Raw genomic sequence first — 19773 nt, 5'->3', positions numbered from 1 at the left:
AGGTGAAACAACGTGGAAAACTTCGATAAAGTTAAAGACATCATCGTTGACCGTTTAGGCGTAGACGCTGACAAAGTCACTGCTGATGCATCTTTCAAAGACGATCTAGGCGCTGATTCACTTGATATCGCTGAGTTAGTAATGGAATTAGAAGATGAATTCGGTACTGAAATTCCAGATGAAGAAGCCGAAAAAATCAACACAGTGGGAGACGCTGTGAATTACATTAATACACTTGAAAAATAATGCGTATCGGAGCTGGGACATTCGTTTCCTCAGCTCCTTTACTATATGTTGTTGTGCCAAGGGATGGGGATGAGGTATAAAAATTTTTGATGCGATTAATGTATTATTTTGCTAAACTTGCCCTCCCTATGAATTTGAGTGTTTGATTGCCTTCATGGCTTCGCGTTCCAGGGCTGAACCATACAGTATATGAAGTTTTAATGAATTAATAGGTTTCGGTTTTGATATCACGTATAATAGTAAGAGGTATGGCAATTGGAAAGAAGGGTCTCACTTTTATTGAACACGATGACATTGTGATGTGCTCACTAAAAGTTTGAGAGCGTATATCAAAATATCGGTCGTTTTAGCGTAGTGTATTCAATGCAAGTATTGAAAACGGATGAACCACTGACAATGACCAGATATGTCCAAAAAAGTGTCCATGCTTCTGAGTGAAAGACATAAAGGAGGAAATGATGCATGACGAAAGTGCGTAAGGAAACGCTGGTCGCAGAGTTTCAAGAGAATTTTGCGAAAAAAATGAAAGCATTGAATTTGAATTATGAAAATATGTCGCTTTATCAACAAGCATTCTCACATTCTAGTTTTATTAATGACTTTAATATGGACCGTACTGAACATAACGAACGGTTAGAGTTTTTAGGAGATGCTGTACTCGAATTAACCGTGTCACGTTATTTATTCGATGCATTTCCAAAGTTGCCTGAAGGGGATTTGACGAAAATGCGTGCCAATATCGTGTGTGAACCATCGCTCGTTATTTTCGCGCAACATATCGATTTAATGCCACTCATCCTACTTGGTAAAGGTGAAGAAAAAACAGGTGGTCGAACTCGTCCATCATTAGTCGCGGATGTCTTTGAAGCATTTGTAGGCGCGCTGTATTTAAATCAAGGGCTAGAAGCAGTGTGGCAATTTGCAGAAACTGTGATTTTTCCACATGTGAAAGGCCGCCAACTGATTGGTGTTGTCGATTTTAAAACAAAATTTCAAGAATATGTTCATCAAAATTATTTAGGCGCGATTCAGTATCGCATTGTGAAAGAAGAGGGACCAGCGCATAACAAAACATTCACTTCTGAGATTTTATTAAATGGTGAAGCGGTTTCTCAAGGTGAAGGTCGCACAAAAAAAGAGTCTGAACAAAAAGCTGCCGAACAAGCATACTTATCGATGACACATAAGGAGTAGAATATGGTTTATTTAAAGTCAATTGATGCATACGGATTTAAATCATTTGCGGAAGCCACTCAAATTCAATTTGACAAAGGTGTTACCGCTATCGTTGGTCCGAATGGTAGTGGTAAAAGCAACATTACAGACGCCATTAAATGGGTGCTCGGTGAACAATCCGCGCGTTCATTGCGTGGCAGTAAAATGGAAGACATTATCTTTTCTGGTGCACAACATCGCAATGCCCAAAACTTTGCGGAAGTGAAGTTGAAACTTGATAATAGTCGAGGTTTGTTGAATTTGGATGCGACAGAAGTCATTGTCACAAGACGACTTTATCGAAATGGTGATAGTGAATTTTATGTCAATAATGAGCGTCGTCGTTTGAAAGATATACACGAGCTTTTTTTAGATTCAGGTCTCGGAAAAGAAGCGTTCAGTATTATTTCACAAGGTCGTGTCGATGAAGTGCTCAACGCCAAACCGACTGACCGCCGTCAAATTATTGAAGAATCAGCAGGTGTGTTGAAATATAAAAAGCGTAAAGAAGCATCGTTAGATAAGCTGTCGCATACGGAAGACAACTTAACGCGTGTAGAAGATATTTTGTATGATTTAGAAGGTCGCGTGGAACCGTTAAAAGAAGAAGCGGCGATTGCGAAAGAGTATTTGCAGTTGAGCGACATTTTAAAAGAAAGTGACATTCGCGTAACGGTGCATGACATCGCGTCGTATCAAACGCAAATTGCGGATCATGACACGGCATTGAATGAATTAAAGAGTCAGCAAGCGGATACACATCATAAAAAATCACAAATCTCACATACGATGCAAAAGGCAAAAGGTGAACGTTTTGAAGTCGATCAACAGTTAGAAAAGGTCAATCAACAACTGATTGAAACGACAGAACAAGTTGAGAAGTTGACAGGGCAGTATCAATTGATTGAAGAACGTCAAAAGAACCAATCACAATCTAACGCACGTATTGAAGAAGAACAAGCGTCTATTGCACAACATCAGCAACAGTTAAATCAAGATGTAGCAGAAACTGAAAAAACACTGAATCAATTAAAAGAGAAACGTCAACAATTGAATCAAGACATCCAACAATTGGAAGGACAATTGTATCAGTCCGATGAAACGATGGATAAAGATGTTGAAACGTTAAAAGATACGTATTACCAATTAATGACTGAACAAGCGGATATTAACAATGACATTCGCTTTTTGACGAAAACGATTGAAGAACATAAAGCGAAACAATCTCGCATTGATTCTAGGTTGACAGAAGCCTATGCGCAGTTGAAAGATGCCCAACATCATATGCATGACATTGAGGAACGCCAACAACAAAAAAAGCGTCAAATGACGAAAATAGAAAATGATTGTCAACAAATTGAAGCTTCATTATCAAAAGCGAAGTCTGAACAAACAGAGGCAGAATCACAACTATATCAAGCGTACCGTTATAATGATAAGTTGAAAGCGCGTATTGAAACGATGAAAATGCGTGAAGATGATTTGAGTAGTTTCTATCAAGGTGTTAAAGCCGTTTTAAAAGCTAAAGATCAGCAATTACAAGGCATTCACGGCGCAGTTGCACAACAAATCGATGTCCCTTCGACATATACGACAGCGATAGAAACGGCTTTAGGTGCGAGTATGCAACATGTCATTGTATCTGATGAAGCCGCAGCCCGCCAAGCGATACAATTTTTGAAAACGAAAAAGTTAGGACGCGCGACATTTTTACCATTGAATGTCATTAAAGGAAAAACGTTAGATGCACGTGTGGTACAGACAGCAAAACAAATGACTGGCTTTGTCACTGTCGCGAGTGAAGCGGTACAAGTGGATCCGACATACAAAGCGATCATCGACAATTTGTTAGGACGCACCCTCATTGTAGACGGTTTGAAAAATGCGAATGACATGGCCCGTGCGATCCAATATCAAACACGTATCGTCACATTAGAAGGGGATGTCGTGAATCCAGGTGGCTCAATGACGGGTGGCGGTACACAACAACGCCAAAGTTTACTTGGACAAAAAGACGAACTCCAACAGTTACAAGCACAGTTAGAAACATATCTCGAAAAGACGAAGCAATTGGAAGCGTTTTGTCAAAATCAAAAAGCACAACAAGATACATTGAGTGAACAATATGTCGCAGCACAACAGGATTTCAACGCGTACAAACAAGAACTTCACGATTTGTCATTAGAACATGATCGTTATCGTGAAATCGAACAACGTTTAAAAAATGAACATGAAGAGTTTGAGTTTGAAAAAAATGATGGTTACCAAAGTGATAAAAGTGAAGCAACATTAAAAGATAAACAAGCGCGCCAAGCTGAAATCGCGGAACAGCTCAAACAGATGGAGCAACAAATCCAAGCGATGACAGAGCAACGCAAAGTCTCACAAGCTCATGCATCACAATTACAACAACAACTTCATCAATATAAGTCTGATCTTGCGGTCGTTGTAGAACGAATCAAAACACAACAACAACAATTAAAACGTTTGGACAAGGAACAACAGCAAATCGATGATCAACAACAAAAATTGAAAGAGCAATTGGCACTGATCAATTCAGATGAAGTGAATGATCGTTCAACACTTGAGAAAATTCAAGCACAAATCACACAATATCAAGAAGCCAAAGCACGTCATCTCGAAGCACAACAACAATTACGTCAACAGCGCCAAGATATTGAAGATTTGATTGAATCGAATGAACAAGCGCTAGAGTCCATCCATCAAAAATTGCTAGAAATTGAAAACCAGTATCAAAATATTAAATCTGCACAGTCTCGTTTAGATGTCCTCATTGATCAAGCGTTGAAACATTTGAACGAAAAATATCATATGACGTTTGAACATGCGAAATCGACTTATCCAATAGAAGACGCGAACATTGAAGCGTTACGTCAAAAAGTGAAACTGACACAAATGTCGATTGATGAATTAGGACATGTGAATTTGAATGCGACTGAGCAATATGAAGAAGTTTCAGCACGCTATACGTTCTTATCTGAGCAACGTAATGATTTACGAGAAGCAAAAGCAACGTTAGAACAAATCATTCAAGAAATGGATGCAGAAGTGGCTGAACGTTTCAGTACGACCTTCCATGCGATTCAAGATCATTTTGCGAGTGTGTTTAAAAACTTATTCGGTGGCGGTCAAGCGGAACTCATATTGACGGAAAAAGACTACTTAACAGCGGGTGTTGATATTCGAGTTCAACCACCCGGTAAAAAATTGCAACACTTGTCACTATTAAGTGGGGGCGAACGTGCATTAAGTGCCATCGCATTACTGTTTGCAATACTGAAGGTGAGATCTGCACCATTTGTCATTCTGGATGAGGTTGAAGCCGCATTGGATGAAGCGAACGTCATACGATATGCAACATACTTGAAAACATTATCGAAAGAGACGCAATTCATTGTTATTACCCACCGCAAAGGGACGATGGAAATGTGTGATTGTCTATACGGTGTGACCATGCAAGAAATGGGTGTATCGCGACTCGTCAGCGTGAATTTAAATACGATAGATGAAGTATTGAAGGAGGATCAAGCATAATATGAGCTTTTTTAAACGATTAAAGGATAAATTTGCGAATCCTGATAAAGAACAACAACTGAAACAAGATTTACAACAAGATGCCGTTGAACACCAAGAGCCGGAGCGTACACAACATGCAGCTCCGGGAGAAACAGTACATCAAGATAATGACCTCACATCTGTAGAGGACGAATTTGATGACGGATTAATGTCGATTGAAGAATTTGAAGAGCTCGAATCTCAAAAAATCGGTGCGAAATTCCGTGAAGGCCTTGAAAAATCACGTGAAAACTTCCAAAATCAATTAAACAATTTATTGGCACATTATCGCAAAGTCGATGAAGATTTCTTTGAAGCATTAGAAGAAATGTTAATCCAAGCCGACGTCGGATTCAATACAGTGATGGAACTTGTGGATGAATTACGTATGGAAGCGAAACGCCGCAATATTACTGAAACAGAAGATTTACGTGAAGCGATTGTTGAAAAAATTGTAGAAATTTATCAACAAGATGATGATAAATCAGAAGAGATGAATATTGAAGACGGCCGATTGAATGTCATTTTAATGGTCGGTGTAAATGGTGTTGGTAAAACGACGACAATCGGTAAACTTGCGCACCGTTATCAAGCACAAGGTAAAAAAGTAATGTTAGCTGCTGGTGACACATTCCGTGCAGGGGCTATCGAACAGCTTGAAGTCTGGGGTCAACGTGTAGGTGTTGATGTCATTCGCCAAGGTGAAGGATCTGACCCAGCAGCTGTCATGTACGATGCAATTAACGCCGCGAAAAATAAAGGTGTCGACATTTTAATTTGTGATACAGCAGGTCGTCTACAAAACAAGCAAAACTTAATGAACGAACTTGAAAAAGTGAAACGTGTCATTAGCCGTTCAGTACCGGATGCACCTCATGAAGTATTGCTTGCACTTGATGCGACAACAGGACAAAATGCATTGGCACAAGCGAAAGCATTTAAAGAAGTGACAGACGTGACAGGCATCGTGTTAACCAAACTCGATGGAACAGCTAAAGGGGGTATCGTCCTCGCTATCCGTAACGAATTGCACATCCCAGTGAAATACGTCGGTTTAGGTGAAAAATTGGATGATTTACAACCGTTCAACGCAGAAAGCTATGTTTACGGCTTATTTGCAGATATGATTGAACAAAATGTACCAGAAGCAGAGGAAAATCAACCTGAAAATGAGGGATAGACGATGCATCATGACGATGATTTAATCAAAACCGTCCGAATGAATTATCTCTTTGACTTTTATCAGTCATTACTCACGGAAAAGCAACGCAACTATTTACGTCTCTTTTACCTAGAAGACTATGCGCTCAGTGAAATTGCAGAGACATTTGAAGTGAGTCGTCAAGCGGTGTATGATAACATAAGAAGAACTGGCGATTTAGTAGAAGATTATGAACAAAAACTCGGACTCTATCGCCGATTTACACGTAGACAAGAGATTTTTCAACATATACGAGACCATATTCATGAACCAGAACACATTCAACAATATATCCAAGAACTTGAAGAACTAGAATAAGGAGGGTCACTTTATGGCTTTTGAAGGATTATCCGATCGACTGCAGGCAACGATGCAGAAAATAAAAGGTAAAGGTAAAGTGACTGAAGCTGATATCAAAGCAATGATGCGTGAAGTACGTCTTGCTTTACTCGAAGCGGACGTTAACTTTAAAGTCGTTAAAAACTTTGTCAATACAGTTTCAGAACGTGCATTAGGATCTGATGTGATGAAGTCTTTAACACCAGGGCAACAAGTCATCAAAATCGTACAAGAAGAATTGACAACATTAATGGGTGGCGACAACACGTCGATTACCATGGCGAAAAAACCACCAACTGTTGTCATGATGGTCGGCTTACAAGGTGCTGGTAAAACGACAACAGCAGGGAAACTAGCACTGTTAATGCGCAAAAAATATAACAAAAAACCGTTACTCGTAGCCGGCGACATTTATCGTCCAGCAGCGATTAACCAATTACAAACAGTAGGGAAACAAATCGATATTCCGGTATATAGCGAAGGCGATCAAGTGCCACCACAACAAATCGTCCAAAACGCGCTACAACATGCCAAAGCTGAACATTTAGATTTTGTCATTATCGATACAGCCGGTCGTCTACACATCGACGAAGCATTAATGAACGAATTACAAGAAGTGAAAGAGATTTCGAAGCCAGATGAAATCATGCTCGTTGTGGATGCGATGACAGGTCAAGATGCTGTCAATGTGGCAGAATCATTTGACCAACAGCTTGATGTCACAGGTGTCACATTAACCAAATTAGATGGTGACACTCGTGGGGGTGCGGCACTTTCAATCCGCGCAGTCACTAACAAACCGATTAAATTTATCGGGATGAGTGAAAAATTAGACGGCTTAGAGTTATTCCATCCTGAACGTATGGCGTCACGTATTTTAGGTATGGGCGATGTATTAAGTCTGATTGAAAAAGCACAACAAGATGTCGATGAAGAAAAAGCAAGAGATTTAGAGAAAAAAATGCGTACGTCTTCATTTACATTAGAAGACTTTTTAGAACAATTGGATCAAGTGAAAAATCTTGGACCACTGGATGACATTATGAAAATGATTCCAGGTATGAATAAGATGAAAGGTTTGGATAAGCTGAATATGAGCGACAAGCAAATCGATCATATTAAGGCGATTATTCAATCTATGACACCTGAAGAACGTGAAAATCCAGATAAATTGAATGTTTCAAGAAAGCGTCGTATTGCGGCGGGTTCAGGACGTACATTGCAAGAAGTGAACCGTTTGTTGAAGCAGTTTAATGATATGAAGAAGATGATGAAGCAGTTTACGGGTGGCGGTAAAGGTAAAAAAGGCAAGCAAGCGCAATTGCAAAATATGTTAAAAGGTATGAATTTGCCATTTTAATTTTGAGAACACTGGGATGTGTGAAGCATCTCGGTGTTTTTTTTTGCGGTTTTTTGACATTTCGGTGACATTGATTTTAGTGGGAATCTTTCAGATTGTGAACCTATAGGCTCGCGTTCTTAGGGGCTGATCCTTCAACTAACCAACGCTTTGTTCGAACTGTGACATTTAGTGAAAGCGTTGGTGGATTTTCCGGCTCAGCTGATCCCTCAAGAGTCTCGCCTAGGTTCACAATCTGGGGTGTGGCCGTCGGGATGAAAAAACAGGGGACCGAGATGCTTCGTGTATTTCGAGAGACGTTTCGTTCGAAAATAAAATGGCGAAGTTTCTACTTGTTGCTTCCTTGTTTACTTTACAATGAGAGGAAGGGGATTAGGTGAGTATTTTGCAGGTTGTGGACCTTAAGGCTCGCGTTCCTAGGGGACTTGCCTCAACTAAATTCGGCTTGATTAAGGTGAACACTGGAATGAAGCCGGATTGGATTTTGGGAGCAGTACAGAAATCTCATGTGTAACAAAGATTTCGTTGTACTGTCCCCGCAAGGCTGACTAGGCTTCTCAAAAGCAAGCGTATTGAGAAGTCAGACAGCTACTGCGATAACCAGTAGCCACTTTCAAGGTTTAAACACATGCATTTGTATTGAACTTTGTCGCTCAGGAGTCTCGCCTAGGTTCACAATCTGGGGTATGGTCGTCGAATTGAAAAACAGGGGACCGAGATGCTTCGTGTATTTCGAGAAACGTTTCGTTCGAAAATAAAATGGCAAAGTTTCTACTTGTTGCTTCCTTGTTTACTTTACAATGAGAGGAAGGGGATTAGGTGAGTATTTTGCAGGTTTTGAACTTTAAGGCTCGTGTTCCTAGCCCCTAGGAACGCGAGCCCAAGATTGCATCAATAAGGCTAATTCTAAACATCAATGAAGAATCGTTCAGCAATCAGCAGGGTTGTCAATACACATGTTACCGATATGTTCTATAACACATCAAACTATCCAGAAACACAATATTTTACTTTCTTATCGTTAAATCGCTAATAATTATAAAATTCACACCATTCAAAAGCATAATATATTATAATATGTTTTAAGAGAAACAAAGGTAGGGGATTTTATGGTTTACCAAAGTGAGTTCGCATTAGAAAAAGAAATGATGGCACAATTAAAATCTAATGGCTATGAAACTGTAACGATTCGAGATGAACAGCAGCTGTTGGATAATTTTCGACATATATTAAATGAACGTCATGCTGAAAACTAGAAGGCAAACCACTGTCAGATAAAGAATTTCAACGCTTATTAACGATGATCAATGGTAAGGGTATTTTTGAGAGTGCGCGTATTTTACGTGATAAATTGCCGTTGAAGCGTGATGATGAGTCTGAGGTGTATTTGTCATTTTTAGATACGCGGCATTGGTGTAAAAATACGTTTCAAGTGACGAATCAAATCGCAGTTAACGATCAATATAAAGCGCGTTATGATGTGACGCTTTTAGTGAATGGGTTACCGCTCGCGCAAATCGAATTGAAGCGACGTGGGATTGATATCAACGAAGCGTTTAACCAAGTGATGCGCTATCGTAAACAAAATTACACAGGGCTGTTTCGTTATATACAACTTTTTATTATTAGTAACGGTATCGAAACACGCTATATGTCGAATAATGATGGCGAAATTTTAAAAAGTCATATGTTTTATTGGAGTGACAAAGACAATCACCGCATCAATACGTTAGGTGACTTCACGGATACGTTTTTAAGACCGTGTCATTTAGCTAAGATGATTTCACGTTACATGATTTTAAATGAAACGGATCATGTGTTGATGGCGATGCGTCCCTACCAAGTGCATGCTGTGGAAGCGCTGATCCATCAAGCGACGGAAACGAACAGCAATGGCTATATTTGGCATACGACAGGGAGTGGTAAAACGCTCACTTCCTTTAAAGCGAGTCAAGTCCTCTCAGAACAAGAAAATATTAAAAAAGTGATCTTCCTAGTTGACCGAAAAGATTTAGATAGCCAAACAGAAGAAGAGTTTAATAAGTTTTCTAAAGGTTCGGTGGATAAAACAAACAATACGTCACAGCTTGTGAAACAGTTGAATGACAAAAGTTTGCCCCTCATTGTGACGACAATTCAAAAAATGTCAAAAGCGGTTCAAAATAATGCAGCGGCGCTCGAACAATATAAAACCGATAAAGTAGTGTTCATTATTGATGAATGTCACCGCAGTCAATTTGGTGATATGCATCGAGTCGTGCGTCAACATTTTAACAATGCGCAATACTTTGGGTTTACAGGGACGCCACGTTTTGAAGAGAATAAAAGTCAAGATGGTCGGAGTACGGCAGACATTTTTGGTCGAAACTTGCACTCTTATTTAATCAAAAATGCGATTCACGATGGTAATGTTTTGGGCTTTTCTGTCGATTACATTAATACAATTAAAACGCAACATATTCAAACAGAAACTGATGATATGGTGGAAGGCATTAACAAAGATGAGGTGTGGTTGGCGGATAAGCGCATTGACTTAATCGTCCGTCATATTCGAGACAATCACGATAAATACACACGCAATCGCCAGTATTCAGCGATTTTAACAGTACAAAGTATCCCAGCACTGATAAAGTATTACGATGCATTTAAAAAGATCAGTCAAGGGGATGAACATCCTTTAAAAGTTGCGGGTATTTTTACGTATGCAGCAAATGAAGCGCAACAAGAAGGTAGTGTGGTTGAAGCGCATTCTAGAGATCAATTAGAAAGCATCATGCAAGATTATAATGCGCACTTTGGGACGAATTTTACGACAGATACATTCCCAGAATATTTCAATCACGTCTCTAAAAATGTGAAAAAAGGTGTAAAAGATAACAAAATTGATATACTCATTGTCGTCAATATGTTTTTGACAGGGTTTGACAGTAAAGTGTTGAACACACTTTATGTCGATAAAAACTTGAAGTATCATGACCTCATCCAAGCGTATTCTCGTACGAACCGTGTTGAAAAAGAGACGAAGCCATTTGGGAAAATCGTCAATTACCGTAACTTAAAGCGGAATACAGACAAAGCGCTAAAACTGTTCTCACAAACGGATGATACAGATCGTGTCCTTATGAAAAGTTATGAAGCGTACAAAGCAGAATTTGTCGATGCGTTGGAAGCCTTGAAAACTATCGCACCAACACCTCAAGCGATGGATGAAGTGTTTGATGAAGAGGGGAAAAAGGCGTTTGTCGAAGCATTTCGTCTCGTGTCAAAACTTGTGTTGCGACTCAAAGCATTTGATGAATTCGAGTTTACCACTGACAATATTGGTATGGATGGCCAAGAGTTTGAAGACTATAAGAGTAAATACTATGCCATTTATGATGAAGTGAAGGCAAAACGGGGTAACGTCGAACAAGTATCGATTTTAGATGACATCGATTTTGAAATTGAAATTTTGCGTAATGATCTGATTAATGTGTCTTATATTATGCATCTCGTTCGTCAAATCGACTTAAAAGATGATGCCGAGCAACAACGGAATCGTGAACAGATTCGACGTATTTTAGACAATGCGGATGATCCAGTGTTGCGTTTGAAACGGGACTTAATTCGTGAATTTATTGATGAAGTAGTGCCACAATTGTCTGAGGATGACAACATTGATGAAGCGTATATTTTATTTGAAAATGCGAAACGTGAAGCAGAGTTTAATCAATTCGCGCATCAACAAGCAGTCGACGAAGATGTTCTGAAGGCTTTAACAGGCGAGTTTGAATATAGTGGTATCGTGAATCAAGCGGAATTAAAAGATTTAGTGAGTGATAAAAAGCTCAAAGAAAAACGGCAAACGAAAAAAGCGATTATTTCATTTATTGAAGAAGTCACAGAAAAATATAGCAGTTAGAACGTATCAAGGGGATGGGATACAAAAATTTTTGATGCTATTGACACGCTATTTTGTATAACTTGCCCTCAGCGATTTTTATCTTTGATTGCCTTCTAGGCTTCCCTTTCCTAGGGGCTGGCCCTTCAACTAAATTCGGCTTGATTGAAGCATACATGAGATAGAAGCCGAATTGGATTTTCCGGACCAGCTAATCCCTCAGGAGTGTCAGCCTTTTAGGCAATCTGCCATCAAATGTAGAAATCAGAGGGTAAGTTTATGAAATTGAAAAAATCAATAGCATCAATTTTTTTGTATTCCATTCAACCTCTTTTTTTAACTGCTTTAATATCATTAATGAGTTATAAATCTACGAATGGATTGAGACTAAAAACATTTCTATGTCCCAATCCCTTTGATATTTTTGTACGTGAATATACTTAGTGAACTAACGGAGGAAATGCAATGTCAATTACAGAAAAACAGCGTCAACAACAAGCTGAATTACATAAAAAATTGTGGTCAATCGCGAATGACTTAAGAGGGAACATGGATGCGAGCGAATTCCGTAATTATATTTTAGGTTTGATTTTCTATCGCTTCTTATCGGAAAAAGCAGAAGCAGAAGTCGCTGAAGCATTATCTGGTGAGGAAATGACGTACGAAGAAGCATGGGCGGATTCTGAATATCAAGAAGACTTAAAAGGAGAACTGTTAGATACAGTCGGCTACTACATCGAGCCACAAGATTTGTTTAGCACAATGGTCAAAGAAATTGAAAATCAACGTTTTGATATCGAACATTTAGCACAAGCGATTCGTAAAGTCGAAACATCTACACTCGGACAAGACAGTGAAGAAGACTTCATTGGCTTATTCAGTGACATGGATTTAAGTTCAACACGTCTTGGCAACACAGTGAAAGACCGTACCGCGTTATTAAGCAAGGTCATGGTGAACTTAGCAGACTTACCGTTCGTTCATAGCGATATGGAAATTGATATGTTAGGCGATGCATATGAGTTTTTAATCGGTCGTTTTGCGGCGAATGCAGGTAAAAAAGCAGGCGAATTCTACACCCCACAACAAGTATCAAAAATTTTAGCGCAAATCGTTACATTAGGTAAAGATAAATTGAGAAATGTATACGATCCTACTTGCGGTTCAGGTTCATTACTATTACGTGTCGGTAAAGAAACGAAAGTCTACCGTTACAACGGGCAAGAACGTAACAATACAACGTACAACTTAGCACGCATGAACATGTTGTTACACAATGTTCGTTATGAAAACTTTGACATTCAAAATGACGATACGTTAGAAAATCCTGCCTTTTTAGGTGAGAAGTTCGATGCCGTTGTAGCCAATCCACCATACAGTGCGAAATGGTCAGCAGACAGTAAATTCAATGACGACGACCGTTTCAGTGGTTACGGCAAACTTGCGCCAAAATCGAAAGCCGACTTCGCATTTATCCAACATATGGTCCACTATTTAGACGACGAAGGCACAATGGCAGTCGTATTACCACATGGTGTCTTGTTCCGTGGCGCAGCAGAAGGGGTCATTCGACAATATCTCATTGAAGAGAAAAACTATCTAGACGCGGTCATTGGTTTACCGGCAAACATTTTCTATGGCACTAGCATTCCAACGTGTATTTTAGTATTCAAAAAATGTCGTAAAGCAGACCAAGACGTCTTATTCATAGACGCTTCCAACGCGTTCGAAAAAGGCAAAAACCAAAACCACCTGACAGACGAACACGTTGAAAAAATCATGGACACATACAAAAATAGAGAAACTATCGATAAATATAGCTACGCCGCAACATTACAAGAAATTGAAGACAACGATTATAACCTCAATATCCCACGCTACGTCGATACATTCGAGGAAGAAGCACCGATAGACCTCGATCAAGTTCAACAAGATATCGCAAACATCGACAACGACATCGCACAAATCGAACAAGACATCGAGGGATATTTAAGAGAATTAGGAGTGTTGCAGCATGACTGATTTAAAGAAAAATGTCCCAGAGTTACGATTTCCTGAGTTTGAAGGTGAGTGGGATGGTCGTTATCTGAATGAAATCTTAGAAGTGAAATCAGGTAAGGATTATAAACATCTGGAAAAAGGCGATTATCCAGTTTACGGTACTGGAGGTTATATGCTTAGTGTATCTGATTTCCTTTATGAAGGTGAAGCTATTGGTATAGGAAGGAAAGGAACTATTAATAAGCCATATTTATTAAAGGGTCCTTTTTGGACAGTAGACACACTATTTTATTGTGTTCCTAAAAAAGAAAATGACGTTCATTTTATATTAAACCTATTTAAAACGATAAACTGGAAAATTTATGATGAATCCACTGGTGTTCCTAGTTTAAGTAAATTGAGTATAAACAAAATATATAAAAGAGTTCCAGAAAATAAAGAACAACAAAAAATTGGTGATTTCTTCAGCAAACTCGACCGTCAAATTGAATTAGAAGAACAAAAGTTAGCATTGTTAGAAGAACAGAAAAAGGGCTATATGCAAAAGATTTTCTCACAAGAACTTCGATTTAAAGATGACAATGGGAATGATTATCCTGAATGGGAAATTAAACAGCTTAAAGACATTGCAGATTTTCAAAACGGAAAAGCTCATGAAACTTTTGTATCATCTAAAGGAAAGTATGTATTAGTTAATTCAAAGTTTATTTCGACAGATGCACAAGTAAAAAAATATGTTTCTGAACAATTAACGCCATTAAATAAAGGTGATGTAACTTTAGTAATGAGTGATGTGCCTAATGGGAGAGCTTTAGCAAAATGTTTTCTAGTTGACGAGGATAATAAATATTCCTTAAATCAAAGAATTGGTCGTATTTACAATATAATTGGCAATTCAAGATTTTTATACATTGTATTAAATAGAAATAAACAATTGCTTAAATATGACAATGGTGTCGGTCAAACTAATTTGAAAAAGTCGGAAATAACTGATGTATTTATTAATTGTCCAATTAAAGAAGAACAACAAAAAATTGGTGATTTTTTCAATAAGCTTGATCAATTAATCGAAAAACAATCCCGTAAAGTCGACTTGTTAAAACAACGCAAAAACGGCTTGCTCCAAAAGATGTTTGTGTAATCGTAATGTTTATATAAGTGTTGAATGAAGTCCATAGTGTCGTGTGGTGAAGTAAGGAGGAATGTCTAATGGTGGAGGATATTACGTCTCAATTGGAAAGTATGTTACATGAGAATGAGTGGATTTTGTTGCTAAAGCAGTCTGATTCCAATGGTTCGATTTATGTGTTGTTTCGAAAGGGTGCTTTTGCGTATATGCCGATTCGTATCAGTAACCATAAAAATCATTCGTATTTCTCCAATAAAACTTTTTATACGACACTGGAAGAAGCAGTTTTACTCGATCAAATCAGAACACATTTGGATCATAGTGATTGGTATATATTTAAATACGAAGACTACTTCACACTTAAGATTTTAACGAAGCTCACTATGAAAAATTTGAGGATTTACGTTGATAATTCAATGGGTATTTACGATGGTGCGCTGATGGGCTTGTTGTTCTATCAAATTCGATATTTTAATAGAAATCATAAAGAGATGAATACGGTGTCGGAATCGTTTCAAAAATATTTGAGGCGGTTGTTTGCAGCAGGGCTGTTGAATGGTTATAGACAAGCGAACAATGATTTGTCTGTTTATGTGACGCAAATGGGGAAATCAATGGTTACAGAGTATTGGCATGTCTATCAAGAGCGTTATCTCACTGATGTAAAAAAGATTGATTTTCGGTATGTTGAAGTGCCTTTGGATGAAAATTTATACGCAATTGATGACGACCATAAGATCATACAAGAGTGATGAAAGTATAATGTCATTCTAAGATGGATGGTAGTATGAGACGGTAAAAGGGATTGGGATATAGAAATCTTTTAGTCTCAAGCCATTCATAGATTAATAATTTATTAATGATTTTAAAGCAGTCGAAAAATGAGGGCGAATGGGATACAAAAAATTGATGCTATTGTTTTCTTGATTTCATAAACTTGTCCTCTATTTCCTGTATTTGATGTCAGATTGCCAGAAGGCTGACACTCCTGAGGGATTAGCTGGTCCGGAGAATCCACTAACGCTTCAACAAGTGTAACAGTTTAATCAAGCGTTAGTTAGTCGAAGGGCCAGCCCCTAGGAAAGGGAAGCCTAGATGGCAATCAAAGCCAAAAATCATTGAGGGCAAGTTAAGCAAAATCCCCTGTCAATAGCCTTCAAAATTTTTGTATCCCATCCCCAAATGTGCACAGCATGATAGAAATTTTAATTGGTAAAGTATTTTCTCTTTACAAAATCATGACTTCCTGTTATTATAATTTCTTGTAGATAACAAAACTTATGACATTAAAGGAGAGAATTATAAATGGCAGTTAAAATTCGTTTAACACGTTTAGGTTCAAAAAGAAACCCATTCTATCGTATCGTAGTAGCAGACGCTCGTTCACCACGTGACGGTCGTATCATCGAACAAATCGGTACTTACAACCCAGCAGCGGTAAATGCACCGGAAGTTAAAATCGATGCAGAATTAGCGCTTAAATGGTTAAAAGACGGTGCGAAACCAACAGATACAGTTCACAACCTTTTATCACGTGAAGGTATTTTAAAAACTTTTGACGAACAAAAAAAAGCAAAATAATGTAAACATATCAACGGGGAAGGGCGAGATCCCTTTCCCATTTGATTTTAAGCGATAACGTTTGTTTACAATGTGGTGATTCAAGCGGATAGCGCATGACAAGAGAGAGAAGTGCGATCACGCGAGAAGTGACTGACTTTAAAACAGTAAATTTCAAGTTTTAAATATCGAGTCGCCTTTCTGGAGTTCAACTTGAGAAATCATTTGAAACTCTATATACATGGAATCACCAATCATGGGGTGAGACGAGAAGTGACTTGATGAGAGGTGCTTCAGTCTCATCTCTTTTTTGTATAAATAGCGATAATAGGAGGCTCACGATATGAAAGTAGAAGTGGGTAAAATTGTGAACACACATGGTATCAAAGGTGAAGTTAAAGTGCAGTCGCATTCGGATTTTACGGATGTTCGCTTTCAACCTGGTGAAGTGTTACAAGCTGAATATCAAAACCAACCTCTGTCGTTAACTGTGAAGTCACACCGTATGCATAAAGGCTTACATATGTTAACGTTTGAAGGCTACACGAATATTAATGACATCGAACATTTGAAAGGGACACATCTTTATCAAGATCGTGATCATGAAGCGATTGAATTAGATGAGCACGAATTTTATTATTCAGACATTATCGGTTGCACAGTATTTGACGGTGATCGTCCGATTGGTCGCGTCACTGAAATTTTTGAAACTGGTGCGAATGATGTTTGGGTCGTTAAAGGGGATAAAGAACATCTCATCCCTTACATTGCCGATGTAGTGAAAGAAGTAGACATTGAAGGCCGTCGTATCGTCATTACACCATTAGAAGGGTTGTTAAACGAATGAAAATCGACTACTTAACGCTCTTTCCAGAAATGTTTGATGGCGTGCTCAATCAATCTATTTTAAAGCGTGCAAGAGAAAATGATGTGTTAGAGACACGGACGATTAATTTCCGCGATTATGCCAATAACAAGCATAACCAAGTCGATGATTATCCGTACGGTGGCGGTCAAGGGATGGTATTGAAGCCTGAACCGATTTTTAATGCGATGGCGGATTTGGAAGTCACAGATGACACGCGTGTGATTTTAATGACGCCACAAGGCCAACCGTTCAATCAAAAGTTAGCGGAATCTCTCGCTGAAGCAGAGCATCTCGTTTTTATTTGTGGCCATTATGAAGGTTATGATGAAAGAATTCGTGAACATTTAGTCACTGATGAGATTTCTGTCGGTGATTATGTGCTCACGGGTGGCGAGTTGCCTGCGATGGTCATGACTGATGCGATTGTACGTCTCATTCCGGGTGTGTTAGGGAATCAAGTGTCACATGAAGATGATTCATTTTCGAGTGGCTTATTGGAATATCCACAATATACACGTCCAAGTGATTATGAAGGGATGACGGTACCGGATGTGCTGTTGTCTGGTGATCATGCGAAAATTGCACAATGGCGTCATGAGCAGTCATTGACAAGAACTTTGATGAAACGTCCTGATTTGTTAGCGCATTATCCATTGACAGATCAAGATCAGAAATTCATTCAATCGTTAAAAAGAACATTGAAATCAGACTGAATGTGTGCTAGTATATTTTAAGTGTGGAAACACGAAAATCACTATGATCCGCTGCTATATATTGTCGAGGCAAGAACATAGGTTGAAGGAGAGAATTAATAATGACAAATCACAAATTAATTGAAGCAGTAACAAAATCACAATTACGTGACGATATCCCATCATTCCGTCCTGGTGACACTTTACGTGTACATGTACGTATCATCGAGGGTACTCGTGAACGTATCCAAGTATTCGAAGGTGTTGTAATCAAACGTCGTGGTGGCGGCATTTCTGAAACATTCACTGTTCGTAAAATCTCATCAGGTGTAGGTGTTGAACGTACGTTCCCATTACACACACCAAAAATCGAGAAAATCGAAGTGAAACGTCGCGGTAAAGTACGTCGTGCGAAACTTTACTACTTACGTAGCCTTCGTGGTAAAGCTGCACGTATCCAAGAAATTCGTTAATTTGAGGATACCAAATACACATATAAACAGGGTTGGACATGTCATTGTCTCAACCCTGTTTTGTTGATAGAGAAAAATTCGAGCGTGTTAGGATGGATTCATCCTTGTTTGAAGTCGCAGCAACAGGGCTAGAACCCTAGTTTCTAAAAATGTGATTGATACAGAAGTTACAGTTATTGCTTTGTATGTGGATGTACGTCACACATGCTTTTCATTTTCAAGTGCTTAAGAGGTTTTGGATACACCTTATAGTCCTAGCCGAGTACGAATAATTTTGTGAGTAATTCGACACTATCTGCACTGTAGCGACAATGGCAGCATCCATATTCACTCAGTCGTGTTGAATGGCAGAAGTTACAAAGTTTGTGATTGAATCAAATAAATCACCCATTTTAAACACCTCCTCTTAATGTATGACTTTATTTTAAATCTTATTTCACATAAATTAATCATCATTTAATAGTTGTAAATATAATATGCTTAAATGAAATTATTTTATATGAAAATACGTTAAAGCATGCCTAATGTAGAGAATGAAAAAGATGTATAGCGCATGTACAAACGTGATGCAAAGTGTTTTTGGGTAAGTAGGAGTATTTGAATTTCTTGAATAAGTTGAAAATGAATGGTTTTTATACTTCAATAAACATATGAAGCTAATCTCATTTTGTAATATAGAATGTTTCCAAAAGTCCATGCTATGATGTATATTATATATAAACTGACTACACCAAAATCATTTCGTATATACACAAAATGCAAATGTATCTCTGTATAACTTAATTTAAGAAAATGCATGTAACATCGACATTAAATTGCTGTAATTATTGTTGAGATACAGTGAAGTTCTAAAAATGAAACAGCACTTTATCGTTATAAGGGAGGGGTATATAATGAATCACACATCCATAAGAACGTATGAAATGATAGACTTCGATAATAATAAGGATAGGTTATTTAAAAAATTTTTAAACCTTGCAGAAGAAGTATTGATTTCATTTCAAACTAGAGAACAATATTTAGAAAGTGAAATCAAATGGATTAACCAACACTTTATATCTTTAATTAAAGATATAAGTCTAATAGATCAAAGGAAATATAAAAAAAGTTTGTTGGAAATGGCCATTTCGGAATTAGAATTACTAAATGATTATGATGATAATGACGAAGATAAAGTCTTTGATTTTATTGAATTGGTAATTAATTTAATTAATAAAGTAAGATACTTGAATC

General features: G+C 38.1%; 14 protein-coding genes and 1 pseudogene. All 15 read left to right on the top strand.

Annotated features, from left to right (window positions below):
* The first annotated feature begins 12 nt into the window (after positions 1 to 12).
* Positions 13 to 246: an acyl carrier protein gene (locus CD138_RS08335; RefSeq protein WP_019168922.1), complete on the top strand. Its 234-nt coding sequence runs from the start codon at positions 13 to 15 to the stop codon at positions 244 to 246.
* Positions 247 to 708: 462 nt separating this feature from the next.
* Positions 709 to 1440: a ribonuclease III gene (gene rnc, locus CD138_RS08330; RefSeq protein ID WP_019168921.1), complete on the top strand. Its 732-nt coding sequence runs from the start codon at positions 709 to 711 to the stop codon at positions 1438 to 1440.
* Positions 1441 to 1443: 3 nt separating this feature from the next.
* The gene (gene smc, locus CD138_RS08325) at positions 1444 to 5016 is read left to right on the top strand and encodes a chromosome segregation protein SMC (RefSeq protein ID WP_019168920.1); all 3573 of its coding nucleotides are present in this window, start codon (positions 1444 to 1446) and stop codon (positions 5014 to 5016) included.
* A 1-nt stretch (position 5017) separates the two neighbouring features.
* Complete coding sequence (ftsY, locus tag CD138_RS08320; protein ID WP_019168919.1) at positions 5018 to 6217, top strand: signal recognition particle-docking protein FtsY; 1200 nt, start codon at positions 5018 to 5020, stop codon at positions 6215 to 6217.
* Positions 6218 to 6220: 3 nt separating this feature from the next.
* Positions 6221 to 6556, top strand: coding sequence for a putative DNA-binding protein (locus CD138_RS08315; protein ID WP_019168918.1), 336 nt, complete (start codon positions 6221 to 6223; stop codon positions 6554 to 6556).
* A gap of 13 nt (positions 6557 to 6569) precedes the next feature.
* On the top strand, positions 6570 to 7937 hold the full coding sequence (gene ffh / locus CD138_RS08310; protein ID WP_019168917.1) for a signal recognition particle protein: 1368 nt from the start codon (positions 6570 to 6572) through the stop codon (positions 7935 to 7937).
* A 1109-nt stretch (positions 7938 to 9046) separates the two neighbouring features.
* A pseudogene (locus CD138_RS08305) lies at positions 9047 to 11838 on the top strand (type I restriction endonuclease subunit R).
* 444 nt (positions 11839 to 12282) lie between these two features.
* Positions 12283 to 13839 (top strand): type I restriction-modification system subunit M, encoded by a 1557-nt coding sequence (locus tag CD138_RS08300; RefSeq protein WP_096559767.1) that lies wholly within the window; start codon positions 12283 to 12285, stop codon positions 13837 to 13839.
* Entirely contained in the window at positions 13832 to 14959 is a 1128-nt protein-coding gene (locus tag CD138_RS08295; RefSeq protein WP_096559766.1) for a restriction endonuclease subunit S, read from the top strand. The genes CD138_RS08300 and CD138_RS08295 overlap by 8 nt, the downstream gene beginning before the upstream one ends.
* Positions 14960 to 15027: 68 nt before the next feature.
* On the top strand, positions 15028 to 15699 hold the full coding sequence (locus CD138_RS08290; RefSeq protein WP_019167883.1) for a hypothetical protein: 672 nt from the start codon (positions 15028 to 15030) through the stop codon (positions 15697 to 15699).
* A 553-nt stretch (positions 15700 to 16252) separates the two neighbouring features.
* Entirely contained in the window at positions 16253 to 16528 is a 276-nt protein-coding gene (gene rpsP / locus CD138_RS08285) for a 30S ribosomal protein S16 (RefSeq protein ID WP_014614106.1), read from the top strand.
* A gap of 322 nt (positions 16529 to 16850) precedes the next feature.
* Positions 16851 to 17354, top strand: coding sequence for a ribosome maturation factor RimM (gene rimM / locus CD138_RS08280; protein ID WP_019167882.1), 504 nt, complete (start codon positions 16851 to 16853; stop codon positions 17352 to 17354).
* The gene (gene trmD, locus CD138_RS08275; RefSeq protein WP_019167881.1) at positions 17351 to 18088 is read left to right on the top strand and encodes a tRNA (guanosine(37)-N1)-methyltransferase TrmD; all 738 of its coding nucleotides are present in this window, start codon (positions 17351 to 17353) and stop codon (positions 18086 to 18088) included. Before rimM ends, trmD begins: the two co-directional genes overlap by 4 nt.
* A gap of 101 nt (positions 18089 to 18189) precedes the next feature.
* Complete coding sequence (gene rplS / locus CD138_RS08270) at positions 18190 to 18540, top strand: 50S ribosomal protein L19 (protein WP_014614103.1); 351 nt, start codon at positions 18190 to 18192, stop codon at positions 18538 to 18540.
* 893 nt (positions 18541 to 19433) lie between these two features.
* Positions 19434 to 19773 (top strand): hypothetical protein (locus tag CD138_RS08260; RefSeq protein ID WP_103265978.1); only part of this gene is annotated, 340 nt, incomplete at its 3' end.

It is taken from the genome of Staphylococcus intermedius NCTC 11048, from assembly GCF_002902385.1.
Classification (GTDB): domain Bacteria; phylum Bacillota; class Bacilli; order Staphylococcales; family Staphylococcaceae; genus Staphylococcus; species Staphylococcus intermedius.
This window is presented reverse-complemented; position numbering and strand designations above follow the sequence as displayed.

Coding starts and splice junctions, on each gene's coding strand:
- CD138_RS08315 (WP_019168918.1), top strand. CDS start 6,221: ATGCATCATGACGATGATTTAATCAAAACCGTCCGAATGAATTATCTC.
- smc (WP_019168920.1), top strand. CDS start 1,444: ATGGTTTATTTAAAGTCAATTGATGCATACGGATTTAAATCATTTGCG.
- rplS (WP_014614103.1), top strand. CDS start 18,190: ATGACAAATCACAAATTAATTGAAGCAGTAACAAAATCACAATTACGT.
- trmD (WP_019167881.1), top strand. CDS start 17,351: ATGAAAATCGACTACTTAACGCTCTTTCCAGAAATGTTTGATGGCGTG.
- ftsY (WP_019168919.1), top strand. CDS start 5,018: ATGAGCTTTTTTAAACGATTAAAGGATAAATTTGCGAATCCTGATAAA.
- CD138_RS08295 (WP_096559766.1), top strand. CDS start 13,832: ATGACTGATTTAAAGAAAAATGTCCCAGAGTTACGATTTCCTGAGTTT.
- rpsP (WP_014614106.1), top strand. CDS start 16,253: ATGGCAGTTAAAATTCGTTTAACACGTTTAGGTTCAAAAAGAAACCCA.
- ffh (WP_019168917.1), top strand. CDS start 6,570: ATGGCTTTTGAAGGATTATCCGATCGACTGCAGGCAACGATGCAGAAA.
- rimM (WP_019167882.1), top strand. CDS start 16,851: ATGAAAGTAGAAGTGGGTAAAATTGTGAACACACATGGTATCAAAGGT.
- CD138_RS08290 (WP_019167883.1), top strand. CDS start 15,028: ATGGTGGAGGATATTACGTCTCAATTGGAAAGTATGTTACATGAGAAT.
- CD138_RS08300 (WP_096559767.1), top strand. CDS start 12,283: ATGTCAATTACAGAAAAACAGCGTCAACAACAAGCTGAATTACATAAA.
- rnc (WP_019168921.1), top strand. CDS start 709: ATGACGAAAGTGCGTAAGGAAACGCTGGTCGCAGAGTTTCAAGAGAAT.